Source organism: Streptomyces sp. NPDC012825 (assembly GCF_042900925.1).
In the GTDB taxonomy this organism is placed as follows: domain Bacteria; phylum Actinomycetota; class Actinomycetes; order Streptomycetales; family Streptomycetaceae; genus Streptomyces.
This window is the reverse complement of sequence record NZ_JBIBBZ010000016.1, coordinates 110,778-134,973: the sequence shown is the minus strand read 5'-3', so window position 1 is coordinate 134,973 and position 24,196 is coordinate 110,778. Positions and strand designations below refer to the sequence as shown.

Below are 24,196 nucleotides of genomic sequence, written 5' to 3'. Positions count from 1 at the left end.
TGCTGCCCCACCTCCTTGAGCCGTTCCTTCGGGATGCCGCGGCCGCGCGTCACGTTCTCCAGGAACGGGACCACGTCGTCCGGGCCCTCGGGTCCACCGAAGGAGAGCAGCAGCAGGGCGTCGTACGGGGCGGGATCATGCTGATCGGACATGGCACCGATCCTCCCACCCGTCCCCGGCGGCGGAGGCGCGGCCCGGCGGAAGGGACGGGGCGGCCCGGCGTAAGGGACGGGGGCGGCCCGGTGGAAGGGGCGGGGCAGCCGTCCACCGCTCCGCCGTCCGCCGTCCGCCGTCCGCCGTCCGAAAGGGGGATGACCCACTCACTTCAACGCCGTAGGCTTTAGCTGTTAACTACACGTGTCCCGCGGTCGCGCGGGCGCGTGCCGAGTCGTCGCGCGGAGCCAGCTCCGAAGCACGGAGATTCCGGAGTGCCCCTTGCCCAGTCCCTACCGCGCGATCTTCGCGGCGCCCGGAACCGCGTCGTTCTCCGTCGCCGGTCTCCTCGGCCGGATGCCCCTGTCCATGATGGGCATCGGCATCGTCACCATGATCTCGCAGGTCACCGGCCGGTACGGGCTCGCCGGCGCACTCTCGGCGACGCTCGCGGCGTCCGCCGCCGTCCTCGGCCCCCTGGTCTCGCGCCTGGTCGACCGGCACGGGCAGCGGCGGGTGCTCCGGCCGGTGACGCTGGTGTCGCTCGCCGCGGGCGCCGGGCTCCTCCTCTGCGTGCGGGAGGGGGCGCCGGACTGGACGTTCTTCCTCTTCACCGCCGTGATCGGCTGCGTGCCGAGCGTCGGGGCGATGATCCGGTCCCGCTGGGCGGAGATCTACCGGGGCGAGGCGAGGAGCCTGCACACGGCGTACTCCTGGGAGTCGATCGTCGACGAGGTGTGCTTCATCTTCGGCCCGATCATCTCCATCGGCCTGTCGACGATCTGGTTCCCCGAGGCCGGTCCGCTGCTCGCCGGGGTGTTCCTCGCGATCGGCGTCTTCTGGCTGACCGCGCAGCGCGCCACGGAGCCCCGGCCGCACCCCAGGCGGGGCGATGAGCGGGACGGCTCCCTGCTCCGCTCCCCCGGTCTGCGGGTCCTGATCCTCGCCTTCGTCGCCACCGGCGCCGTCTTCGGCTCGGTGGACGTGGTGACCGTGGCCTTCGCCGAGGAGCGGGGGCACAAGGCCGCCGCCAGCCTCGTCCTGGCCGTCTACGCGCTCGGCTCCTGTCTGGCCGGGGCCGTCTTCGGACTGCTCCACCTCAAGGGCGAGCCGTCCCGCAGGTGGCTGCTGGGCGTCTGCACGATGGCCGTGAGTATGATCCCCCTCCTACTGGCCGGGAACCTGCCGTTGCTGGCCGTGGCGCTCTTCGTCGCGGGCCTGTCCATCGCGCCTACCATGGTGACCACGATGGCCCTCGTCGAAGCGCACGTACCGCGCACCAAGCTGACCGAGGGCATGACCTGGACGGGTACGGGTCTCGCGATCGGCGTGGCGCTCGGCTCCTCGGCCGCCGGCTGGGTGGTCGACGCGTCGGGAGCGGAAGCGGGATACGTGGTGCCCGTCGTCTCGGGCGCGGCCGCGGTCGTGGTGGGTCTCCTCGGACACCGCCGGCTGCGCAGGCCGGCGCCGAACCGGGAGGGGCAGCGTGAGCGGGACGACGACAGCGGGGTCGGGGAGCAGCAGGACGGCGAGCGGTCCGTGGCGTAACTGGGCGGGGAACGTCACCTCCCGCCCGGTCCGCGAGGTGAGCCCGGCCTCGGCCGAGGAGCTCGCCGAGGCGGTGCGCCGGGCGGCCGAGGACGGGCTGCGGGTGAAGACGGTCGGCACCGGCCACTCCTTCACCTCGATCGCGGCCACCGACGGCGTGCTGATCCGGCCGGACCTGCTGACCGGGATCCGGCGGATCGACCGCGAGACGATGACCGTGACCGTCGAGTCGGGCACCTCCCTGAAGCGGCTCAACGTGGCGCTGGCCCGGGAGGGCCTGTCGCTCACGAACATGGGCGACATCATGGAGCAGACCGTCGCCGGGGCCACCTCCACCGGTACGCACGGCACGGGCCGCGACTCGGCGTCGATAGCCGCGCAGATCCGCGCCCTCGAACTGGTGACGGCCGACGGGCAGCTGCTGACCTGTTCGGAGAAGGAGAATCCCGAGGTCTTCGCGGCCGCCCGGATCGGGCTCGGCGCCCTCGGCGTGGTCACCGCGATCACCTTCGCGGTGGAGCCGGTCTTCCTGCTCACCGCACGCGAGGAGCCGATGAGCTTCGACCGGGTCACCTCGGAGTTCGACGCGCTGCACGCGGAGAACGAGCACTTCGAGTTCTACTGGTTCCCCCACACGGACAACTGCAGCACCAAGCGCAACAACCGCAGCGCGGGCCCCGCCGCCCCCCCCGGGCGGATCAGCGGCTGGGTGGAGGACGAGCTCCTCTCCAACGGCGTCTTCCAGCTCGCCTGCTCGCTGGGCAGGGCGGTGCCGCCGGTCGTCCCCGCGCTCGCCAGGGTATCCAGCCGGGCCCTGTCGGCCCGTACGTACACCGACATCCCGTACAAGGTCTTCACCTCGCCGCGCCGGGTGCGCTTCGTGGAGATGGAGTACGCGCTGCCGCGCGAGGCCGCGGTCGCCGCGCTGCGCGAGGTCAAGGCGATGGTCGAGCGGTCGCCGCTCAAGGTGAGCTTCCCGGTGGAGGTGCGCACGGCCCCGGCGGACGACATCGCGCTGTCCACGGCCTCGGGGCGGGAGACCGCCTACATCGCCGTCCACCTCTACAAGGGGACGCCCCACCGGGCGTACTTCACCGCGGTGGAGCGCATCATGACGGCGCACGGGGGCCGTCCCCACTGGGGCAAGCTGCACACCCGCGACGCCGCCTACCTCTCCGAGGCCTATCCGCGCTTCGCCGAGTTCACGGCGCTGCGCGACCGGCTCGACCCGGAACGGCTCTTCGCCAACGACCATCTGCGGCGGGTCCTGGGCGACTGAGGGCCCTTCGCGGAGCACGAGAACGGCCGCCACGCGGGTGCGTGGCGGCCGTTCCCCGTCATCCTGGTCCGTCCGGCGTCATCCGGCTCCGGGCTCCGGGCCGGTCCCGGTGTCGGTGCCGGGTCCCTCCGGTGCCGGGGCCGACGGGAAGGTCGGGTCCCCGGTCGGTCCCGTGCCGGTGGACGGCTCGCCGGTCGGGAGGGTCGGTCCGGTGGTGGGGCCGGTCGGCACCGGCGCGGGGGTCGTCCCGCCGTCGGTGGGGCCGGTGGGGAGGGAGGGAGTCGGCTCGGCCGACGGGGTCCCGGTTCCGTCCCGTCCGGTGTCCGGCCGCCCGGAGCTCCGGCCGTCCGGGCTCGGGGTCGCCCCGGGTCCGGAGGTGGCGCCGTCCCCCGGCCGCCCGGTGCCGTCGGAGGAACCGGAGGGCGTGGGGGTGGTCTCCCCGCCCGGGTCCGGCGCGTCCCTCCCGTCGTGCCCGCCGCCGCGGACGGCCGAGCCGAAGGTGGTGGTCCCCTGCCGGCCGCTGAAGTCCTCCCCGGCGACCAGCTCGTAGGTGGTGATGCCGCCCATGGTGACGCCGAAGACCAGGGCGGCGGCGACCGCCGGGCGCTTCCAGCCCCGGACCCGGGTGCCGTGGGTGGTCGCCTCGCCGAACTCCTCCCGCTCGGGGAGGGGCGGCGGGACCGCGGCGAGCAGCAGGGTGGGGTCCTCCCGCTCGGCCGCGGAGGCGGCGCCGGCCGGGAGCGGGACCCGGCGGGGCCTCGGCCGGGCGGCGGTCGCGCCGCGGACCTGCTCTCCGGTGCGCCGGAAGACGTACTGGAAGAACGGGCCGCCGCAGGTGGCGACGACGCTGATCACACCCGCGCCGATGATCGTGCCGTACACCCCCAGGGTCGAGGCGAGCTTGGCCGCGACGACCGCGGCCAGGGCGCTGCCCGACACCTGGGCCACGCTCAGGTCGACCCTTCTCCTGCCGCTCTCCCCGTCCTCGTCCTTCTCCCGTCCCCGTCCGTCCTCGCGCTCCTCCGCCTTCGCCTCCTTCGGCTCGTCCGTGTCGGTCTCCGGCCTGTGGCGCATCTCCAACCCCTGCTGGCTCATCCGAGTGCCTTGCACCCAGAAGGGACAAATGGGAGAAGGGAATAGTTCCGTTTCCGGTCCTTCTGTGAAGAGCGACACGTACGGGGGAAGATCGCGACGAGCCAACTCCCGCACCGCCCGAGAAGTTGGGCGGCGCGCCGGTCCACCCAGGTGGCCCGAATGGAGTACATTGACGAAACCTGGGTCCGGACGCCCTCACGGGTGCCCGGGGTCACGGGGAGAGGGCCGGAGACGGCACTCGAACCGGTGGCGCTCGACATCACACGGGAACCGGATGCACAGAGTGACCGCCAGTCACTCCGGGTAGTGAACAGGTCACCGTGCCATGCCGGCGCTCCAGGGTCCACGCCCGACACGCCGGGCAACTCGGCAAGGTAGTGGCAGGCTGCACCCGGGCAGGCCACACTCGACTAGCGGAAGCAGCGACGCACGTGACGTCGGCAGGCACCACCCGGGAGGTCCCCATGCCCGAACTGCGTGTCGTGGCCGTCTCCAACGACGGCACACGACTGGTGCTGAAGGCTGCTGACAGCACGGAGTACACACTTCCGATCGACGAGCGGCTCCGCGCCGCCGTGCGCAACGACCGCGCGCGCCTCGGCCAGATCGAGATCGAGGTGGAGAGCCACCTCCGCCCCCGCGACATCCAGGCGCGGATACGAGCCGGTGCCTCCGCGGAGGAGGTCGCCCAGCTCGCCGGCATCCCCGTCGAGCGCGTGCGCCGCTTCGAGGGTCCCGTGCTCGCGGAGCGCGCCTTCATGGCGGAGCGGGCCCGCAAGACCCCGGTCCGCAGGCCCGGCGAGAACAGCGGCCCCCAGCTCGGCGAGGCGGTGCAGGAGCGGCTGCTGCTGCGCGGCGCCGAGAAGGACACCGTGCAGTGGGACTCCTGGCGGCGGGACGACGGCACCTGGGAGGTGCTGCTCGTCTACCGCGTCGCGGGCGAGGTCCACACGGCCAGCTGGACGTACGACCCGCCCCGGCGGCTCGTCCAGGCCGTGGACGACGAGGCGCGGGCCCTGATCGGCGAGACGGACGACACGATCGCCGCCGCTCCGGAGCCCAGCTTCCCGTTCGTGCCGCGCATCGCCCGGCTGCCCCGGGACAGGCCGCTCGACCGCGCCCTGGACCGCCAGCTGGAGCGGGCCCCCGCGCCCCCGTCCGAGTCCGAGGACGAGCGGGACTCCCTGACGAGCCTCCTGGAGGCCGTGCCGAGCTTCCGCGGCGACATGGTCGTGCCGGAGCAGCCGGACTCCTCCGAGCCCTCGGACGAGCCCGAGGCGGAGGAACCGCCGGCCCCGGCCGCCTCGGCGGGCGCGGGCGCCGCGTACGCCGACGTCCTCATGCCCCGCGCGGTCTCGGGCCACCGCGACCGCCTCACCGGCACCACGGACCGCCAGGCCGAGGCGGACGGCGTCCGCCCGGGGCGGCGCGCGGCGGTGCCCAGCTGGGACGAGATCGTCTTCGGCACCCGGAGGAAGAAGCAGGACTGACCCCCGTACGGGGACGCACCGGGACGTACGGAGACGTACCGAGGTGCACGGAGAGGGGCCCGCGCCGTCGTCACGGCGCGGGCCCCTCTGCGTACGGACGTTCACGGGTCGGCGGGCCGGGCCACGCGCGTACGTGGGGCCCGGCCCGCCGCCGACCGGGCCCGCTGTGCCGGCCGAGGGCCTAGCTCGGGTCCGGGCCCGTGGCCACCGGGCGGGACGGGTCGGCGGACCACTCCGACCAGGAGCCGGCGTAGAGGGACGCCGGGATGCCCGCGATCTCCAGGGCGAGGACCTCGTGGGCGCCGGAGACACCGGAGCCGCAGTAGACGCCGACCGGGGTGTCCCCGGCCGCGCCCAGGGCGGTGAACCGGTCCCGCAGCGCGTCGGCGGCCAGGAAGAGGCCCCCGGCGTCGACGTTCCCGGTCGTCGGGGCCGAGACCGCGCCCGGGATGTGCCCGCCGACGCGGTCGATCGGCTCCACGTCCCCGCGGTAGCGCTCGGCCGCCCGCGCGTCCAGGAGCAGCCCCGAGCGGGCGAGGGCCGCCGCCCCGTCGGCGTCGAGCAGTCCGAGGGCGCCCGGCTCCGGCCGGAAGTCACCCGGCTCGGGCACGGGGACCTCCTCCGTCAGCTCGCCCGTCCAGGCCGCGAGGCCCCCGTCCAGGACCCGCACGTCCGGGTGGCCCGCCCAGCGGAGCAGCCACCAGGCGCGGGCGGCGCCCCAGCCGGAGCCGCCGTCGTGGACGACGACCGGCCGGTCCGCCGAGACACCCGCACGGCGCATCGCGGCGCCGAAGACCTCCGGGTCGGGCAGCGGGTGGCGGCCGCCGCTCCCGGGCGGTCCCGCGAGTTCCGTGTCCAGGTCGACGTAGACCGCTCCGGGCAGGTGACCGGCCTCGTACGCGGGCCGTCCGGGCGGGCCGCCGAGCGCCCAGCGGACGTCCAGGAGGACCGGCGGCCGGTCCCCGGCCGACTCGCTCAGCAGTTCGCTTGCGGAGATGATGGGCTTCATGGATGCCATACTCGCGCAGCCGCACGGCCGCGCGGGACGGACCCGGCGTCTTCCCCGCGGGAGCGCGCCACGACGTGGTGCGTCCGGGGCGCACCGCGCCACCACCGGTTTCACCGCCGGAAGGGGGCACGGCCACGACGATGGTCCGAGGAGAGGGTGACGATGACCGAGGCGACTCGGCGCCCACCCGGCACACCCTGTTGGGTGAGCCTGATGGTGCACGGGCTTGACGCCACGCAGGAGTTCTACAAGGCGCTCTTCGACTGGGAGTTCGTACCCGGTCCCGAGCAGCTCGGCCCGTACGTCCGCGCCCTGCTCGGCGGCAGGGAGGTGGCGGGCATCGGCCGGCTGCCGGTCGACCGGCACCTGCGCATCGCCTGGACCCCCTATCTGGCCACCGAGGACGCCGACGAGACCGCCGAGTCCATCCGGAGCTGCGGCGGCACCGTCGCGGTGGGCCCGCTGGACGCGGGCGAGGCGGGCCGGATGGCGATCTGCTCCGACCCGACGGGCGCGGTCTTCGGCGTCTGGCAGGCGGAGGCGCACCACGGCACGGCGACGGCGGGACCGCCGGGAACCCCGGTGTGGAACGAGCTGCTCACGTACGAGACCTCGATCGGCAAGTTCTACCGCTCGGTCTTCGGCTTCGAGCCGGGGACGGCCGACGCCCCCGGGCACGACTACGCGACGCTCTTCGTGGACGGGGCCCCGGTGGCCTCCCTGCACGGCGTCGGCGACGCGCTGCCCCGGGACCGGGGCCCGCACTGGATGACGTACTTCGAGGTGGCCGACGTGGACGCGGCCGCCCGGCTCGTCGCGGGGCTCGGCGGCCGGGTCCTGTCCCCGCCGCGCGACGGCACGGCGGGGCGGCTCGCCGTGGTGGCGGACCCGGAGGGCGCGGTCTTCACCCTGGTCAGGTCGGCCGGGCGCTGAGACCCGGACGATCCGTACGCCCGCTCGGCCGCGGCGGCCCGTACGGGACCGGGCACGGTGTGCTCAGCCCCGGCGGCTCCACGCGAGGCCGCGGCGCGGCCGGGACGTGCCGCTCGGCGCCGGGGCCGTTCCGCCCGGCAGGCCGAGCAGGGTCAGCCGTCCGGCGTCGAAGTGGTGGGCGGTGCCGGGGGCGTCGTGGTGGGCCGCCAGGAAGCGGATGGCCTCCTCCCGGAGCCCCGGGTGGCTGCCGTGCCGCATGCAGTAGCCGACGGCCCGGACCAGGGGCGTGAGCGAGGCGGGAGCCGGTCCGGGGACGGCGGGCTCCTCGCCCCCCTCCAGGTCCGCGACGAGGTGGTCGACGACGGTGAGCGGGATGCGGTTGCTGTTCTCGAAGGGGGTGAGCCGTGCGAGGACCTCGGCCGTGCCCACGCGCGCGACGGGCACGCCGTAGTAGACGGCGGCGGTGAGCATCGCCGTGGAGAAGCAGCCGACGACGAGCCGGGGCCGGCACCGCTCGTAGAAGGTCTCGGCGAGCAGCGGCCCGTCGAGGACCGTCAGGCGCACACCGGTCCGCTCCGCCTCCTCGTCGAGGGCCCGGGAGTAGCGGACGGGAGCGCTCGGGTGCGGCTTGAAGACGATCGAGCGGTGTCCGGCGGCGGCCGCCCCGCGCAGCATCCGCAGGTGCAGCTCCTCTTCCTCCTCGGCGGTGAGGAGGCCGAGCGCGGCGAGGTACTGGCCGAGCAGGAGGGCCGTGGGTCCGGCGGCGGCCGCCCGCGTGATCGCCGGGTCGTCGGCGGCCTCCTCGGCGATCTCGGCGAGGACCGCGCGGAAGGCGTCGTCGGGGACGAGCTCGGGCTCGACGCCGTACTCGCTCAGGAGGAGGGGGCGCAGGCCCGGCACCAGGTCGAGGTGGAGGACCCGCCGGACGCGGCAGGCGATCGACTGCGCGAGGTCGTTGCGGGTGGGGCCGTAGCTCATCAGGCCGTCGGCGTAGACGTGCAGGGTGCTCTCGGGGAAGGTGCCCGCGAGCGCCTTCGCGGGGTTGACCTGGATGGACTCGACGACCAGCTCCACCGGGGCGTCGCCGAGGTCCCAGGCGGTGCGCAGCACGCGCTGCCAGAGCGGGGCCTCCTCGGGGCGGGGGGCCCAGGCCGCGGGGTGGTACGGGTGGATCGTCTCGTTCCAGTCGAGGGTGCCGTCGAAGCGGGCGGCGATCCGCCCGTAGCCGGTCATGGTCTCCAGGCGCAGCGCGGTCTCCGGGATCTCGGCGTTGTGCGAGACGAGCAGGAGGCGGCGGGCGTCCTCGCGGGGGCCGAACCGCCCGGCGTCGAGGGCGGCGGCCAGGGTGGCGGCGCCGTAGAGGGTGGAGACCTGGAAGATCTGGACCGGGCGGGTGCCGGGGGCCGTGCCCGCGGCCGTCGCGGTGTCGTCGGGGGCCATGGGTCAGGCGTTCCTTCCGGTCTCGCGCAGGCTCCGGAGGAGGGTGGCGCGGCGGGTGTCCATGGTGGCGAGGGTCTCGTCGAGGACCCGCTGCGGCATGCGGCGCAGCGCGTCGCCGACGTCGGCGCGCAGCCGCTCGGCGACGGCGGGGTCGTACTTCCCGGCCTTGCCCATGTGGAAGGCGATCATCGCGCAGTAGGTGCGGACCGCCTTCGGCAGGAACCGGTCCGCCTCGGCGTCGCGGGAGACCTCGTCGAGCAGGAGGTCGTACGAGGGGATGAAGTCCAGCTGCCGGTTGTCGGTGATCTGGGTGAGCGAGGTGGTGACGCCCCGCCGGTAGAAGACCCCGTGCAGGGAGAGCGCCGCGAAGGTGCGGGCCTTGAGGTGGAGCCGCCAGACCCAGAGGCGGTCCTCGGCGGTCCTCAGGGCCGTCTCGAAACGGGACGCGCCGTTCTCGAAGAGGCGGCTGCTGTAGATGCCGAAGGGGACGAAGGGGTAGTCCACCATCGTCACCATGCTGGCCGGCGCGATGCCGTCCCTGGGGTCCATCACGGTGTCGCGCCGCTTGGCGGGCGCGTAGCGGATCTGTCGCTTCCGGCCTTCCGAGAGGACGTGGTCGGTGCGGGCGAAGTCGCAGTCCAGGCGGGAGATTCCGGCGACGGCGGCGCTCAGGTGGCCGGGCGCGTACCAGTCGTCCCCGTCGAGGAAGGTGAGGTAGTCGCCGCGCGCCGCGTCGATGCCGGTGTTGCGCGCCTGGGCGACGCCCCGGTTCGTCTCGTGCCGGATGACGGTGGCGTTCGGCAGGCGGTCGCGCCAGCGGTCGAGGACCTCCGGGGTGTCGTCCGTCGAGCAGTCGTCGACCAGCAGGAACTCGAATGCGGGATCCGCGTTGTTCGCGAGACTGCGCAGGGTGTCGGGGGCGTAGGCCCCGACGTTGTGGAACGGTACGACGACGGACAGTTTCGGCACTCGGGTTCCCCACACTGAATCGGACTATGGACGCCGTTTACGGCGGGTACGGTAACGCTCCGTTTTTCCGGCCGAACGAGCCTCGCGTGCACGCCGGGTGAACTCTTCCCGTCCTCTCCGGAAATCCGGGACGGCCCGTCACCCACGGGCCCGCCGGCGGTGCAGGACCCCCGTCGCCACGAGCGCGAGGAGCGCGGCCGCGCCGACGGCACCGCCCGGTCGGAGGCCCGGCGGCCGGAAGGAGCAGTGGACCGTGTCCGCCCGTCCGTCGAGGGGGACGGCGACGAGGCCCCCGTACGCGCGCGGGGGGCGGAGGTCCGCGTCTCCGGCGGCGCACCTCCAGCCGGGGATGCGGGGCACGGCGAGGACGGCGATGCCCGTACTGCCCGGCGGGAGTTCGGCGGTGACGGTGTGTCCGGTGGTACGGACCCGGGTGGCGCCGGTGGCGGTGAGCCGGTCCACGGCGGCGTCGAGCCGGGCGCGGACCAGGCAGCCGACCGGTTCCCGGGGCAGCCGCACCCCGCGCTCGGGGGCGAGGGCGATCCGTACCTCGCCGGAGTCCGGCACGGTGCCGAGGACGCCCATGGGGGCGGTGACGGCCGGCGGCCTGCCGTCGAAGTCCACCGGCTCCTCCCCCGCGAGGGCCGCCGTGCCCCGGTACTCGGGCGCCCAGAACCAGACGTCGGAGCCGGCCGGGCAGCGGGCCGTGAGGGTCCGTCCGCCGCGGCGGGGCGCGGGCAGTTCGTACACGGAGGCGCCGAGCAGGCTTTCCTGCCGGGCGAAGGCGGAGTCCCCGGCGGGGCCGGGCGGTCGCGGCGACGGGCGGACGGTGACCAGGGGCGGCACGGGGGTGGTGGCGACGGTGACCGTGGCGCGGGGCGGCGCGTCCTGTCGTACCGGCTCCACGGGGTGCGAGCGCACCCGGGTGCCGACGGAGAAGAGGGCGTCGGTCACGGGGTTGTCGAGGGTGACCGGGTGCCGGCCCTTGGCGTAGGCGCCGAAGCCGAGGGAGACGAGGGTCCGGGAGGTGACCTCGGAGGTGAGGCTGCTGTAGTAGTCGGCGCCCTGTCCGCCGACGAGCAGGACGTCGTTGCCGCCGGGGACCTCTCCGGGCTCGGTGCGACGGCGGGGCCAGGCGTCCGCGCGGGCCGTCTCGCGCGCCACGGCCTCGTGCCAGGGGCCGATCCGGGGCGACCAGGCGACCTCGGCGCGCTGCCGCTCCTCGATCCGCTTCCCGGTGACGACCGCCTCGCCCGCCTGGGCGGCGACGAGGAGGACGAGGGCGAGGAGGGGCAGGAGGCGGGCGGGGAGAGGGCAGCCGGTCGCGGAAGCCGTAGGGGCGGGGGTACGGCCGCCGGCCCTGGAGGCCGTCAGGGCGAGGAGGGCGGCGGCCGACGCCAGGAGCGCGGCCGTGCCGAACGCGGGAAAGGTCCACCGGTCGACGTCGGCGCTCCCCCGGGCCGCCCACGCGAGGCCGTCGAGCAGGGCGCCGCCCGCGAGGAGCGCGGCCGGCCGGGGCGCTCCCCCGGCGACCGAGAACCAGGCCGCGATCAGCAGCAGGCCGCACAGGACGAAGGCCTGGCGGTACGGGACGCCGTTGGGCGAGGCGCCCGCGTGCCAGAGCAGATGGGTGGGCTCCCACTGGAGGGAGAGCGTCACCAGGACGACGGCGGCCGTCAGGGCGGTCCGGACGCGCGGGGGGACGGCCCGGTTGAAGGGCAGCGTCAGGGCGAGGAGGAGGGCGGGCGTGCCGATGAAGAGGGCGGGGCTGGACGCGCCCGCGATGGCGGGCAGGAACCGGGCGAGGACGTCCGTCCAGGCCGCGGGCGTGAAGGTGACCTCCGGGGTGGGGTCGGCGGTCTTCGTGCCGAGGAAGACGACCGCGACGAGCGGCGCGGCGAGTCCGACGCCGACGAGGACGCCCCGGGCGGCGCGCAGCGCCCCGGCGAGGCGCTGCCGGGCGGTGGCGGTCTCGTCGGCGGTGAGCAGCCGGACGACGAGGACGACGGCCGCGCCGAGGGTCGCCATGTACGCGGTGTAGAAGTTGGCGGTCCAGGCGAGGGCGACGACGAGCGGTCCGAGGACGGGGCGGCGGGCGGTGCGGGCCCACTCGCCGACCAGGCAGAGCAGCGGGAAGGCGGCGAGTCCGTCGAGCCACATCGGGACGGTGGAGCCGAAGTTGAAGGTCCAGCCCGAGAGGGCGTACGCGGTGCCGAGCACGGCGGCGACCGGCCAGGGCCCGGGACGCAGTCGCAGGAGCAGCAGGGCCGTGGCGGCGCCGGCGGCGGTGATCTTGACGGCGGTGACGACGTACAGCGCGAGTTCGATCCGGTCGGCCGGGAAGAAGACGACGAGCAGGTCGACGGGGCTGCTCAGGTACGTGCCGATGTCGCCGAGGAAGTTGGAGCCGAAGCCCGAGTTCCAGTTGAGGAAGGCGTCGCCGTGCGTCTCCCCGCGGAGGAAGGCGCGCCAGTAGGCGTGGTACGGCAGGTACTGCTGGCCCAGGTCGACGACGTTCCTGGTCACCGGCCCGAAGGGGTGGCCGCGGGAGAGCGCGGTGGCGAGGCAGAAGAGGACGGCGGTGAGCAGGCCGGCGGCGCCCGCGGCCCGCGCCCCCCGGGCCGGGGCCCCGGCCCGGGGGCCGGGGCCCGTGTCCTCCTCGCCCGCGACCTCGTCGAGCACGGTGTCGGTGGCGGGGGGCACGCATCCTCCAGGGGTCGTACGGCGCGGGACGCCCGGAGGCGGGGTCGTCACGCACGGGCAGGACGCCATTACCGCCGAGGCGGACGACCCGCAACCGATCGGCGGGAGATCTCCGGGCACACCCCGGGTGAACTCCCGGTGCCGTACGCCCTCCGGTCTCCGATCCGGATCAGGCGACCGGTGCCGGGGCCACGATGTCGTCGACCGTCCGGACCACCGTGCCGAACAGGTCGGAGACCGTCGTCAGGCTCGCGGCCGCCAGCGCGTCCGCCGGCAGGACGGTGCCGTCCGGCGCCGGCAGGGGGCGGGTCGCGGTGGCCTCGGCGACGACGGTCGGGCGGTGGCCGAGGTGGAAGGCGCCCTGGGCGGTGAACATGACGCACATGTGCGTCATGAACCCGGCGAGGACGAGGTCGCGTCCGGCGCCGAGGTCCTTCAGGGTCTCCTCCAGGTCCGTGCCGTGGAAGGCGTCGGGGAACCGCTTGACGACCACCTTCTCGCCCGCCACCGGGGCGACCTCGTCGCTGATGGAGCCGATCTCGGCCCGGATGTCGTACGGGGTGCCCTCGCCGCCGTCGTTGACGACGTGGACGACCGGGGTGCCGGCGGCACGGGCGGCGGCGAGCAGCCGGGCGCCGGCGGCCACGGCCTCCTCGGCCCCGTCGAGCCGCATGACGCCGGTGCGGTAGGTGTTCTGGAAGTCGATCATGATCAGGACCGATTCGCTCAGACGCGGCGGCTCCTGGGGGAGGCCGGTCATCTCGCGCAGGGTGGTGGACGCGGTCATGGCGGTTCCTTTCGGTCGAGCGGGGCGGCTCCGGCGGAGGCCGCCCCGCGAACGTTTTCAACGCTAACACATCTTGTAATCGATGATTACAGATCCGCGTACGCCGCTACGGAGACACTCCCCCGACCATGGATCGGCCCAGGTCCGCACTGTTAGCGCTGCTACCGTGGGGGCATGTCGACGGCCCGAGAACGCATCCTGGAAGCCACCGGGGAACTGCTCGCCACCAAGGACGCGCTGGCGATCTCGACCCGGGCCATCTGCGACCGGGCGAAGGTCGGCATGCCCGAGATCTACCGCCAGTTCGGCGACAAGCAGGGGCTGCTCACGGCGGTGGCCGACCTCGGCTTCGCGCGCTTCCTCGCCGAGAAGCGGCGGAATCCGCTCACCGACGACCCGGTGGCGGACCTGCGCACGGCCTGGGACAGCCACGTCGCGTTCGCGCTGGGCAACCCGCACCTCTACCGGCTGATGTTCACACCGACGGGCGACGCCAAGCCCCAGGCCGTCAAGGAGGCGCAGGCGATCCTCCTGAAGGCCGTGGAGCGCTGCCGCGACGCCGGACGCCTGCGCATGCCCCCCGAGCTGGCGGGACAGTCGATCCTCTCCGCCAACGTGGGCGTGTGCATGATGGCGCTCTCCTTCCCCGACCTCTTCGGGGAGCCCGACGTCTCGCGGTCCGTACGGGACGCCGTGATCGACCGCGTCACCGGCGACGAACGGGAGGACACCCGCATCGCCACCGCGACCGCCCTCACCCGGGCCTTGCTCGGCACCCTGACGGGGACGGCGCCCGTGAACGGCGCGGTGCTCGACGGGTTGACGGCGCTTCCGACGGAATGAACCGTCAGCGGGCGGCGCTCGTCGCCGTGGGGAGGCCGGCGGACGGGCCCGCCGGGCGGGGTCAGGCGTGGTTGACCGGCAGGACGTCCGGGGAGAGGGCGCCGGCGTGGGCCGAGGCCGCGGTCGTCCGCTTGCGGTGGTGACGGCGGCAGAGGACCTCGTAACCGATCTCCTCCGCCGGGCGGTTCACGTCGCCGACCACGACCTGCTCGCCCTCGACGACCATCTCCCCGCCCACCGTACGGGCGTTGTGGGTGGCCCGGGCGCCGCACCAGCACAGGGCCTCGACCTGGAGCTGTTCTATGCGGTCCGCCAGCTCGATCAGCCGCTGCGAGCCGGGGAAGAGCTTCGTGCGGAAGTCCGTGGTGATGCCGAAGGCGAAGACGTCGAGGCCCAGGTCGTCGACGATGCGGGCGAGCTGGTCGATCTGCTCGGGGGCGAGGAACTGCGCCTCGTCCACGATCACGTAGTCGGCCTTGCCGCCCTGGGAGAGCTGGCCGACGAGGTACGCGTACACGTCCATGTCCCGCGGCGCCTCGACCGCCTCCGTCACCAGCCCGAGCCGGGAGGACAGCTTGCCCTCGCCCGCGCGGTCGTCACGTGTGAAGATCACGCCCTGGAGGCCGCGCGCGTCGCGGTTGTGGGCGATCTGGAGCGCCAGGGTGCTCTTCCCGCAGTCCATGGTTCCGGAGAAGAAGACCAGCTCGGGCATGACGGGGCGGGGACCTTTCGGGGCGGGGAGGACGTGGGAGGGAGGAGGGTCAGGAGCGCGCTTCGAGCAGCGGGACGAGCTGCTCGGCGGGGGTCATGGACCCGTGCATGCCGGTCATCGCGGACTCGTGGGGCTCGTTGACCGAGGCCGTGATGGCCACGTCGTCGTGGGCCGCCGCGACGACGTCCCCGATCCTCCCGTACACGCGCTCGTCGATCTCGTCCCCGAACCAGCCCAGGGAGATCGCCTCGTCACGGCTCGCGACCCAGAACTGCTCGCCGACGACCTCGCGCCAGCAGGTGAGGACGTCCGCCTCGGCGCCGGGCACGGCGTAGACGTGGCGGGCCCGTCCCTCGCCGCCGAGGAGGGCGACGCCGGCGCGCAGCTCCCAGTCCTCGTCGAAGTCGATGCGGTGCTGCTCGTCGAAGGGGATGTCGACCATGCCGTGGTCGGCCGTGACGTACAGGGCCGAGCGGGGCGGCAGTTGCTCGGCGAGCCGCCGCACGAGCCGGTCGACGAACATCAGCTGGCCGCGCCAGGCGTCGGAGTCGACGCCGAAGCGGTGCCCGGCGCCGTCGAGTTCGCTGTAGTACGTGTAGACCAGCGAGCGGTCGCCGGCGGCGAGCTGCTCGGCGGCGAAGTCCATGCGCTCCTCGCCGGAGAGCCGCCCGTGGAACGTTCCGCCGCTGAGCGCGATCTGGGTGAGCGGGGTCCGCTCGAAGGTCGGGGAGGACACCTGGGCGGTGTGGACCCCGGCCTCGTGGGCGAGCCCGAAGACGGTGGGGTACGGCTGCCAGGCGCGCGGCGCGGTCCACGGCTTCCAGCGCAGCTGGTTCATCAGCTCGCCGGTGTCGGGGTTGCGCACGGTGTAGCCGGGCAGCCCGTGGGTGCCGGGGTACCGGCCGGTGCCGACGGAGGCGAGCGAGGTCGCGGTGGTGGCGGGGAACCCGGCGGTGACCGGGCGGCCCGTGCCGCCCCGCGAGGAGCCGAGGAGCGAGGTCAGGTAGGGCGCCTCGTCCGGGTGCTCCTTGATCTGCTCCCAGCCGAGCCCGTCGATCAGGAAGACGCAGTTCCGGTCGGCCGGGGCGAGTTCGGCGATCCGGGGTGCGAACCCGGGCACCTCCTGGCCCGCGACGAGCGTGGGGAGCAGGTCGCCGAGGGAGCCGGTGCCGTACTCGGGCACCGGAGCGGTCTCCGGAGCGAGCGGGACCGGGTCGTCGGGCCAGCCGTGGGACACGGCGGCGGACTGCGCCATCAGCGGGTGGCGGCGGCGGTGGCCGCGGTGGCTTCGGAGAGCGCCTGCGCGAAGGCGAGGGTCTGCCGGACGGTGTCCGGGCCGTCCCCGGCCTCGCTCACCCGCAGGCTGAGGTCGTCGGCGGTGGCGTTGCCCGTGTAGCCGTGGTCGGCGTCGCAGTTGGCGTCGCCGCAGGCGGCGGGCTCCAGGTCGATGCGGGAGACGGCGCCCCAGCCGATGGTGAGGACCACCTCGCGGGGCAGGGTGCCCGGCGTGTACGACTCGGGGTTGGCGACCACGCGGCTGACGACGACCGACGAGATCCGGTCGAGCTTCACGGACTCGGTGGAGGTCGTGGCGTACGGGCTCGGGGAGCTGGTGTCGGCGGCCTGCTCGTCGGTGTGGCTGACGATGAAGCGGTTCGGCGTCAGGACGAGGACGGTGACGTGGCGGCGGACCTCGTTCGCGTCGAAGGTGGTCTCCTGGTGCACCACGTACGACGCGACGGCCTCGCCGCCGACGGCGGCCTCCACCGCCTCGGCCACGAGGGCCGGGTAGTAGCCGCTGCGCTCGATCGCCGCGCGCAGCCCCTGGGTCGTCGTACCGGTCTTCGCCATGGACTCCATCCTAAGCCCCGGGTAAGGACGGCTCGGCCGGTTGCGGGGACGGCGGGGCCGTTCGGAAGCGCCGGGGCTGTGACATCCGACTCCCTCCGCGCCCGTCCCCGCCCCGTCCGGCGGTCGGGCCCGGTGGTCGTGTCCGGTGGTCGCGCTCAGTAGTTCGGCAGGCTGCGCGGGCCGAGGTCCGTGCGGGGCGGGGGCGGGGCCAGACGGACGGTCGCGCCGAGGACGGAGAGGCCCCGGGGTGCCACCACCACCGGCTCCAGGGAGACGGCGACCACCTCGGGGTGGTCGTCGACGAGCCGGGAGACCCGGAGGAGGAGCTCCTCCAGGGCCGGGGTGTCGACGGGGGCGGAGCCGCGCCAGCCGAAGAGGAGCGGGGTGGTGCGGAGGGAGCGGACGAGTTCCGCGACATCCCGGTCGGTGGCCGGGACCAGCCGGTGGGCCGTGTCGCCGAGGAGCTCGGAGGCCGCGCCCGAGAGGCCGAAGGAGAGGACGGCGCCGACGGCCGGGTCGATGGCGGAGCGGACGACGGTGTCGACGCCCCGGGGCACCATGGCCTGGACGACCGGCTGGAGCTCCTCGGGCTTGCCGAGGACCTCGGTCAGCTCGGCGTAGGCCGTGCGGAGCTGTTCCTCGGTGGCCAGGTCGAGCCGGACCCCGCCGAGATCGGGGCGGTGGCGCAGGTGCGGCGCGGTCGTCTTGAGGGCGACGGGGTAGCCGAGCCGGGCGGCGGCCGCGACGGCGGCGTCGGGCGTGGGCGCGGGCAGGGTGGGCAGGGCGGTGATCCCGTACCGGGCGAGCAACTCCCCGGCCTGGTCGGTGCCGAGGGTGACGCCCCGCGCGTCCGCCTCCGCGCCGCCGAGCACCTGCCGGATCAGGGCGGCGGCACCCGCCTCGTCGATGTCCTCGTACTCGGGCACCCGCCCGGGCTCGGCCGCCTGCCGCCGCCACTGCCCGTACCGCACGGCCTCGGCGAGCGCCCGCACGGCCCGCTCGGCGGCGGGGTAGGCGGGGATGGTGATTGGGGTGGGGTCCTGTGCCGGGGTGGGGTCCTGTGCCGGGGTGGATGGTGCGGGTGCGGTGACGGGTGCGGGTTCGGATGCGGCGGGTCCGGCGGGTCCGGTGAAACGGTTCTCCTCCGCCGGGGCTCCCGCGTCCGGCCGGACTCCCGTACGCGCACCCGCGCCCGTGCCCACACCCGTACTCGTACCCGTACCCGTCCCGCTCCCCCGCCCCGCCGGCGACGGCCTCGTGCTCGTCGCCACCGCCAGGGCCTCCGCGAGGCCGCCCATCTCGACGTGGACGACGACGACCGGCTTCGTCGGGGCGGGGACGGAGGCGACGGCCTCGCGGAGGGCGGCCGCGAGGACCTCGCCGTCGCCGGACTCGGTGGCGCCGTCCTCGCCGACCCACGGGATCGCGGTCACGACGACCGCGTCGGACGTCTCGTCCGCGAGGGCCGCCGCCAGCGCGTCCCGGAAGTCCGCCGGGTCCGCCGCGGTCGTCAGGTCGAGGGGCCGCAGCGGGCGCAGTCCCTCGGTGAGGCAGGCGTCGTACGTGAGGAGACCGAGCGACTCGGAGTTGCCGAGGATCGCGACCCGGGGCCCGGCGGGCAGCGGCTGGGCGGCGAGGAGCAGTCCGGCGTCCACGAGCTCGGTGACGGTGTCGACGCGGATCACCCCGGCCTGCCGGAGCAGCGCGGAGACCGTGGCGTGCGGGACGCGGGTGACGGGCACCCGGTGGCCGGGCGGGGCGCTGCCGCTGTGCCGGGCGCCCTTGACGACGACGACCGGCTTGACGGCGGCGGTGCGGCGGGCGAGCCGGGTGAACTTCCGCGGGTTGCCGATCGACTCCAGGTAGAGGAGGACGACGTCGGTGCCGGGGTCGTCGTACCAGTGCTGGAGGAAGTCGTTGCCGGAGACGTCGGCGCGGTTGCCGGCCGAGATGAAGGAGGAGAGCCCGGCGCCCCGCCGGTGCAGTCCGGCGAGGAGGGCGATCCCGATCGCGCCGGACTGGGTGAAGAGCCCGATCCGCCCGGCGGCCGGCGTCTGCGGCGCGAGCGAGGCGTTGAGCCGCACGTCGTCGGCGGTGTTGATGATGCCGAAGGCGTTGGGCCCGATGATCCGCATGCCGTACGAGCGGGCCTGCCGTACCAGCCGGCGCTGTCGCTCGCGTCCGTCGGGACCGCTCTCGGCGTATCCGGCGGAGAGCACGACGAGGCCCCGCACGCCGTGTTCGCCGCAGTCCGCCACGGCCTCCGGCACCCGTTCGGCGGGGACGGCGACGATCGCCAGGTCCACGGGTTCGCCGACGGCGCCGACGGAGCGGTACGCGGGGACCCCGTCGAGTTCGGCCGGACCGCCGTCGGCGCCGGTTTCGGGGAGCGCCGCGTTCACCGCGTACACGCGTCCGGTGAAGCCCGCTCCGAGGAGGTTGCGCAGGACGGTCCGGCCGACGCCGCCGGGTGTGCGGCCGGCGCCGACCACGGCGACGGAGGCGGGGGTGAGCAGCCGCTGTACCGAGCGGGCCTCGGCGCGCTGCTCGCGGGCGCGCTGGACGGCGAGGGACCGGTCGGTGGGTTCGAGATCGAGGTGGAGCCGTACGGAGCCGTCCTCGAAGCTGCGCTTCTGGGTGTAGCCCGCGTCGGTGAAGACCTTGATCATCTTGGTGTTGGCGGGGAGTACCTCGGCGGCGAAGCGCCGGATGCCCCGTTCGCGGGCCACCGCCGCGATGTGTTCGAGCAGGGCGGAGGCGACGCCCCGCCCCTGGTGCGCGTCCTGGACGAGGAAGGCGACCTCGGCCTCGTCGGCCGGGGCGGAGGCGGGCAGTCCGCGGTCGTCGATGCGGTCGTAGCGGACGGTGGCGATGAACTCGCCCCCGACGGTCGCCGCGAGCCCCACCCGGTTCACGAAGTCGTGGTGGGTGAAGCGGTGCACGTCCTTGGCGGAGAGGCGCGGATAGGGGGCGAAGAAGCGGTAGTACTTCGACTCGTCCGAGACCTGCTCGTAGAAGCTGACGAGCCGGTCGGCGTCGTCGGCGGTGATGGGGCGGATGCGCGCGGTGCCGCCGTCGCGGAGCACCACGTCCGCCTCCCAGTGGTCGGGGTAGGCGTGCTCCGGTGGGGCCGGCCGTGCCGGCGTGGTCTGCGGTTCCGCCGCTTCCGACTGCTCCGACGCGCTCTGCATGGGGTCAGCCTACGGCCGCGACACGGCCGGGGCACCGGTCGCGCGGTGCGGGTGCGCGTTGCAAGGTGGGAGAGCCGAGAGGCGGTCCGGTCCGGGCCGGAGGTCGGTGTGAGCACCTCGCATCCCGTGAGAGACTGGTCTAGACAACCCGCTTGAGACTTGAAGGGCAACACCATGGCTGAGCGCCGCGTCAACGTCGGCTGGGCCGAGGGCCTGCACGCCCGCCCCGCGTCCATCTTCGTCCGTGCCGCCACGGCTTCCGGCGTTCCGGTGACGATCGCCAAGTCCGACGGCACCCCCGTGAACGCCGCCTCCATGCTCGCGGTGCTCGGCCTGGGCGCGCAGGGCGGCGAGGAGATCGTGCTCGCGTCGGACGCCGAGGGCGCCGAGGCCGCCCTGGACCGTCTGGCGAAGCTGGTCGCCGAGGGCCTGGACGAGCTTCCCGAGACCGTCTGACCCCGCGCGGTTCCCACACTTCGAAAGGCCGTGCCCGCCGGAATTCCGGCGGGCACGGCCTTTCTCTTTCCCGCCCCCCGGCTCTCTTTCCCATTCCCCGGCGTCCCGTTTCCAGGCAGCACGAAAAGCCCCGTGGAATTCCTCTTCTTTGTATACGGTGCGCGTGTTAATTCCGGGCACTCGTCGTGTTGACGACGTGTTGCGAAACCCTCACACGCCCGTGCTCCGGCCTCTTGAGCCGGTGCAGCGACACCGATCGCTCCGCGTGCAGCGCGGTGAGGGCCCTCGCCCGCTCGGCGTCCCCGCGTGCCACGGCGTCCACGATCGCGCCGTGCTCGGCCCAGGCCTCCACCGGCCGCTCGGGCTGTTCGACGGCGTACATCCAGGCGATCTTGTGCCGCAGCTGGGTGAGCAGCGCCGTCAGCGGCGGGCTGCCGGAGGCCTGCGCGAGCGTCTCGTGGAACCAGCCGCCGAGCGAGCGCAGGTCCTCGCCCCGGCCGCGCCTGGCCCGCTCCTGCCCCAGCCTGACCAGGCCGCGCAGCACCTTGAGGTGGGCGTCGGTGCGGCGCTGCGCGGCCCGCGCGGCTCCCAGCGGTTCGAGCAGCGCCCGCATGTCGAGCAGGTCGGCCGCCTCCTGCTCGGTGGGCTCGGCGACGTGCGCGCCCGCGTGGCGGCGGGTGAGGACGAAGCCCTCGGACTCCAGGGTGCGCAGCGCCTCGCGGACCGGGACGCGGGAGACCCCGTACCGGCGGGCGAGCTGCTCCTCGGTCAGCCGGCTGCCCCGCTCGAAGACGCCGGAGACGATGTCGTCCCGGATCGCCGTGCATACCGAATGCGCGGGAATGCGCATGTCCGACCTCCGCCTTGGTCCGCGCGAGACAATTCGAGCGGCGCCTGTTCTGCGCCTGATCCGCGACTCTATTGCAGCACGGCGGAATTTCCGATGCCCCCATGGAATCCATGGCCGCCTCTTGACGGACGGCGTGCCGAAGAAAAGCCCCGGCTCAGTACGAGCCGGGGCTTTTGCGACGCGGAGACCCCCGGTGGTCGGGGGGGCGCGGACGTCAGGGGTGTGCGGGCGTCAGGAAGGGTGCGCAAACGTCGGGGGCGGACCGGACGGTGACGCGGGTCAGACGGTGACGCCGCGGGAGCGGAGGTAGGAGACCGGGTCGATGTCGGAGCCGTACTCGGCGCTCGTGCGCGCCTCGAAGTGGAGGTGCGGCCCGGTCGAGTTGCCGGTCGAGCCCGAGATGCCGATCTGCTGGCCCGGCTCGACGGTCTGGCCGACGTACACCCCGATGGAGGAGAGGTGACCGTACTGGGTGTACGTGCCGTCGTGCATCCGGATGACGATGTTGTTGCCGTACGCGCCGCCCCAGCCGGCCTCGACAACGGTGCCGGAGCCGACGGAGACGACCTGGCTGCCGTAGGCGGCGTGGAAGTCGACGCCGGAGTGGCTGCCGGAGGACCAGAGCGAGCCGCCGGTCTGGTAGCCGGTGGACACGTAGGAGCCGACGACGGGGAGCTGGAAGGAGTTCAGGCGGCGGCGCTCGGCCTCGCGGGCGGCGCGGGCCCGCTCCTCGCGGATCTCCTTGGCGCGGGCCTCGGCCTTGCGCTTCGCCTCGGCCTCGGCCTTCTGCTGGGCGACGGCCTCGAAGGCCTCCCGGTCCTGGGCGTCGGCCTGGGCGTTGAGCCGGTCGACGAGGGAGTCCTCCGTGATCACCTGGGTGAGGCCGGTGTCCTCGGGGGAGCGGTTGTCCGTGTCGGCGGCGAGCGCCGGGGAGGCCAGGGTTCCGATGACGCCGGTGGTGGCGAGCGTCGCCACGCCCGCGATGCCCGCGCCGCGGCGCGCCATCCGGCTCGGACCACGATGCTTCCCGGTGGCACGGGTGAACGCCATGAAGACGTTGTTCCTTTCCTTCCTTCTCGCCTACCGGGTTAGCTGACGGGTTCGGAGCAGGAAGGTCTCCTACGGGCCCCTCCGTACGGAACGAAGGCGTCCGATTCACCCCAGGGACTGTGTGGGTCCCCGGCTCCCCAGGCTCGCGCCTGACGGGGACTCGGCGATGACTGCCCGGTGCCGCGGATGCGGCGGGTGCAACTGGCGGACAGCCGCACCGACGCTATGCGGACCGCCAGTCGATCACCAACCGAACATGACCTTTTGTAAGGCATGCCACAGGCCAGATGATCACTCTTACCGCCAATACGGACAATTCAGTGGGGCGTCTCCGGTGCGGCTCTCACGCCGACGGACGGAGGACCCCGACGATGCGTCATGTCGGGGTCCTCCGTCCGGTCGGCCGGTCGTCCGGCCGGGCCGTCCGGTCGAGCCGGGCCGGACCGGGTCCAATCAGCCGGTGACGACGGTCACTTCACCGATGCCGAGCGCCCGCACCGGCTCCGCGATCTGCGCCGCGTCGCCCACCAGGACCGTGACGAGCCGGTCCACCGGGAAGGCGCTGACCACGGCCGCGGTCGCCTCGACGGTGCCGGTCTCGGCCAGGCGCGCGTACAACTGGGCCTGGAAGTCGTCCGGGAGGTGCTGCTCCACCTGGTCGGCGAGCGTCCCGGCGACGGAGGCGGCGGTCTCGTACTTGAGCGGCGCCACCCCCACCAGGTTCTGCACGGCCGTCTCCCGCTCGGCGTCCGTCAGCCCCTCGGCGGCCAGGGTCCGCAGCACCTTCCACAGGTCGTCCAGGGCCGGGCCCGTGTTGGGGGTGTCGACGGAGCCGCTGATCGCGAGCATCGCGGCGCCGTTCCCCTCGGCGTCCGAGCGGAGCACCTGTCCGAAGGCCCGCACGCCGTACGTGTAGCCCTTCTCCTCGCGCAGGACCCGGTCCAGACGCGAGGTCAGGGTCCCGCCGAGGCAGTACGTGCCGAGGACCTGGGCCGGCCAGGCGCGGGCGTGCCGGTCGGGACCGATCCGGCCGATGAGCAGCTGGGTCTGGACGGCGCCGGGGCGGTCCACGACGACGACCCGGCCGGTGTCGTCGGCGGTGATCGGCGGCATCGGCAGCGCCTCGCCGGGCTCGCCGGTCCAGGCGCCCAGCGTCTCCGCGAGGACCTTCTCCAGGTCGACGCCGGTCAGGTCGCCGACGACCACGGCGGTGGCCGTGGCGGGCCGCACGTGCGCCTCGTAGAAGGCGCGGACCGCGGCGGCGTCGATCGCCGCGACGGTCTCCTCGGTGCCCTGGCGCGGCCGGGACATCCGGGAGTCGGCCGGGAACAGCTCCTTGGAGAGCTGCTTGGCGGCGCGCCGGGCCGGATTGGCCGTCTCGTGCGGGATCTCGTCGAGGCGGTTGCGCACCAGGCGCTCGACCTCGGTGTCCAGGAACGCCGGGGCGATCAGGGCCTCCGCGAGCAGCCCGAGCGCCTTGGGCAGCCGGGAGACCGGGACCTCCAGGGAGACCCGTACGCCGGGGTGGTCGGCGTGTGCGTCGAGGGTGGCGCCGCAGCGCTCCAGCTCGGCCGCGAACTCCTCGGCGCCGTGCTGGCCGGTGCCCTCGGAGAGGGCGCGGGCCATGATGGTGGCCACGCCGTCGAGGCCGGCGGGCTCGGCGTCCAGCGGGGCCGGCAGGAAGAGCTCCACGGCGACGACCTGCTGGCCGGGGCGGTGGCCGGTGAGGACGGTCAGACCGTTCTCCAGGGTGCCGCGGTCCGGGGCCGGGAAGGCCCAGGGGCGGGCGGTGCCCGGCGTCGGCTGCGGGTGGAACTCCATGCTCGTCAAAGACGCG

20 protein-coding genes and 1 riboswitch are annotated in these 24,196 nt (G+C 74.2%); of the genes, 6 read left to right on the top strand and 14 right to left on the bottom strand.

Annotated elements, in window-relative coordinates; translation table 11 throughout:
- Window positions 1-152: ferrochelatase (locus ACFY7E_RS26630; RefSeq protein ID WP_319008850.1), on the bottom strand; the 152-nt coding region annotated here is incomplete at its 3' end.
- Window positions 153-435: 283 nt separating this feature from the next.
- Here ACFY7E_RS26630 and ACFY7E_RS26625 point away from each other — a divergent pair.
- Together ACFY7E_RS26625 and ACFY7E_RS26620 are read left to right on the top strand one after the other, a co-directional pair.
- Window positions 436-1,701 (top strand): MFS transporter, encoded by a 1,266-nt coding sequence (locus ACFY7E_RS26625; RefSeq protein ID WP_389488998.1) that lies wholly within the window; start codon window positions 436-438, stop codon window positions 1,699-1,701.
- Window positions 1,640-2,980: a D-arabinono-1,4-lactone oxidase gene (locus ACFY7E_RS26620; protein WP_389488996.1), complete on the top strand. Its 1,341-nt coding sequence runs from the start codon at window positions 1,640-1,642 to the stop codon at window positions 2,978-2,980. Before ACFY7E_RS26625 ends, ACFY7E_RS26620 begins: the two co-directional genes overlap by 62 nt.
- A 78-nt stretch (window positions 2,981-3,058) precedes the next feature.
- Here the strand turns inward: ACFY7E_RS26620 and ACFY7E_RS26615 are convergent, their stop codons facing one another.
- Window positions 3,059-4,075 carry a hypothetical protein gene (locus tag ACFY7E_RS26615; protein ID WP_389488994.1) on the bottom strand — a complete coding sequence of 339 codons (1,017 nt, stop codon included), beginning with the start codon at window positions 4,073-4,075 and terminating at the stop codon, window positions 3,059-3,061.
- 431 nt (window positions 4,076-4,506) lie between these two features.
- Between ACFY7E_RS26615 and sepH the strand changes: the two genes are divergently transcribed.
- The gene (gene sepH / locus ACFY7E_RS26610; RefSeq protein ID WP_389488992.1) at window positions 4,507-5,565 is read left to right on the top strand and encodes a septation protein SepH; all 1,059 of its coding nucleotides are present in this window, start codon (window positions 4,507-4,509) and stop codon (window positions 5,563-5,565) included.
- Between the two features lie 181 nt (window positions 5,566-5,746).
- Here the strand turns inward: sepH and ACFY7E_RS26605 are convergent, their stop codons facing one another.
- Window positions 5,747-6,574 (bottom strand): sulfurtransferase, encoded by an 828-nt coding sequence (locus ACFY7E_RS26605; RefSeq protein WP_389488990.1) that lies wholly within the window; start codon window positions 6,572-6,574, stop codon window positions 5,747-5,749.
- A 162-nt stretch (window positions 6,575-6,736) separates the two neighbouring features.
- On the opposite strand from ACFY7E_RS26605, the gene ACFY7E_RS26600 reads away from it, so the two are divergent.
- On the top strand, window positions 6,737-7,507 hold the full coding sequence (locus tag ACFY7E_RS26600) for a VOC family protein (protein ID WP_389488988.1): 771 nt from the start codon (window positions 6,737-6,739) through the stop codon (window positions 7,505-7,507).
- Window positions 7,508-7,570: 63 nt separating this feature from the next.
- On the opposite strand, the gene ACFY7E_RS26595 is transcribed toward ACFY7E_RS26600, so the two are convergent.
- The 4 genes from ACFY7E_RS26595 to ACFY7E_RS26580 all read right to left on the bottom strand — a co-directional run bounded on the left by ACFY7E_RS26595 (window position 7,571) and on the right by ACFY7E_RS26580 (window position 13,406).
- Complete coding sequence (locus ACFY7E_RS26595) at window positions 7,571-8,947, bottom strand: polysialyltransferase family glycosyltransferase (protein WP_389488986.1); 1,377 nt, start codon at window positions 8,945-8,947, stop codon at window positions 7,571-7,573.
- 3 nt (window positions 8,948-8,950) lie between these two features.
- Window positions 8,951-9,916, bottom strand: a complete 966-nt coding sequence (locus ACFY7E_RS26590; RefSeq protein WP_389488984.1) for a glycosyltransferase family 2 protein — start codon at window positions 9,914-9,916, stop codon at window positions 8,951-8,953.
- Between the two features lie 138 nt (window positions 9,917-10,054).
- Window positions 10,055-12,619, bottom strand: a complete 2,565-nt coding sequence (locus ACFY7E_RS26585; protein ID WP_389488982.1) for a YfhO family protein — start codon at window positions 12,617-12,619, stop codon at window positions 10,055-10,057.
- A gap of 169 nt (window positions 12,620-12,788) precedes the next feature.
- Window positions 12,789-13,406, bottom strand: coding sequence for an isochorismatase family protein (locus tag ACFY7E_RS26580; protein ID WP_389488980.1), 618 nt, complete (start codon window positions 13,404-13,406; stop codon window positions 12,789-12,791).
- Between the two features lie 174 nt (window positions 13,407-13,580).
- On the opposite strand from ACFY7E_RS26580, the gene ACFY7E_RS26575 reads away from it, so the two are divergent.
- Complete coding sequence (locus ACFY7E_RS26575; RefSeq protein WP_389488977.1) at window positions 13,581-14,249, top strand: TetR/AcrR family transcriptional regulator; 669 nt, start codon at window positions 13,581-13,583, stop codon at window positions 14,247-14,249.
- A gap of 61 nt (window positions 14,250-14,310) precedes the next feature.
- Here the strand turns inward: ACFY7E_RS26575 and ACFY7E_RS26570 are convergent, their stop codons facing one another.
- The 4 genes from ACFY7E_RS26570 to ACFY7E_RS26555 all read right to left on the bottom strand — a co-directional run bounded on the left by ACFY7E_RS26570 (window position 14,311) and on the right by ACFY7E_RS26555 (window position 20,003).
- Window positions 14,311-14,961, bottom strand: a complete 651-nt coding sequence (locus ACFY7E_RS26570; RefSeq protein WP_389488974.1) for a thymidine kinase — start codon at window positions 14,959-14,961, stop codon at window positions 14,311-14,313.
- Window positions 14,962-15,010: 49 nt separating this feature from the next.
- Complete coding sequence (locus ACFY7E_RS26565; protein WP_389488972.1) at window positions 15,011-16,216, bottom strand: alkaline phosphatase family protein; 1,206 nt, start codon at window positions 16,214-16,216, stop codon at window positions 15,011-15,013.
- Complete coding sequence (locus ACFY7E_RS26560; RefSeq protein ID WP_383444101.1) at window positions 16,216-16,812, bottom strand: DUF5998 family protein; 597 nt, start codon at window positions 16,810-16,812, stop codon at window positions 16,216-16,218. Before ACFY7E_RS26560 ends, ACFY7E_RS26565 begins: the two co-directional genes overlap by 1 nt.
- Window positions 16,813-16,967: 155 nt before the next feature.
- Window positions 16,968-20,003: a GNAT family N-acetyltransferase gene (locus ACFY7E_RS26555; protein ID WP_389488968.1), complete on the bottom strand. Its 3,036-nt coding sequence runs from the start codon at window positions 20,001-20,003 to the stop codon at window positions 16,968-16,970.
- 174 nt (window positions 20,004-20,177) lie between these two features.
- Here ACFY7E_RS26555 and ACFY7E_RS26550 point away from each other — a divergent pair, with 174 nt between their 5' ends.
- The gene (locus tag ACFY7E_RS26550; RefSeq protein WP_030222698.1) at window positions 20,178-20,459 is read left to right on the top strand and encodes an HPr family phosphocarrier protein; all 282 of its coding nucleotides are present in this window, start codon (window positions 20,178-20,180) and stop codon (window positions 20,457-20,459) included.
- Window positions 20,460-20,625: 166 nt separating this feature from the next.
- Here ACFY7E_RS26550 and ACFY7E_RS26545 read toward each other — a convergent pair whose 3' ends face one another.
- From ACFY7E_RS26545 to ACFY7E_RS26535, 3 genes are all read right to left on the bottom strand, one after another.
- On the bottom strand, window positions 20,626-21,309 hold the full coding sequence (locus ACFY7E_RS26545; protein ID WP_389488966.1) for a GntR family transcriptional regulator: 684 nt from the start codon (window positions 21,307-21,309) through the stop codon (window positions 20,626-20,628).
- A gap of 279 nt (window positions 21,310-21,588) precedes the next feature.
- The gene (locus ACFY7E_RS26540) at window positions 21,589-22,359 is read right to left on the bottom strand and encodes a M23 family metallopeptidase (RefSeq protein ID WP_389488963.1); all 771 of its coding nucleotides are present in this window, start codon (window positions 22,357-22,359) and stop codon (window positions 21,589-21,591) included.
- Between the two features lie 12 nt (window positions 22,360-22,371).
- A riboswitch (cyclic di-AMP (ydaO/yuaA leader) is annotated at window positions 22,372-22,535 on the bottom strand.
- A 277-nt stretch (window positions 22,536-22,812) separates the two neighbouring features.
- Window positions 22,813-24,180, bottom strand: a complete 1,368-nt coding sequence (locus tag ACFY7E_RS26535) for a M16 family metallopeptidase (protein WP_389489015.1) — start codon at window positions 24,178-24,180, stop codon at window positions 22,813-22,815.
- Between the last annotated feature and the right edge of the window lie 16 nt (window positions 24,181-24,196).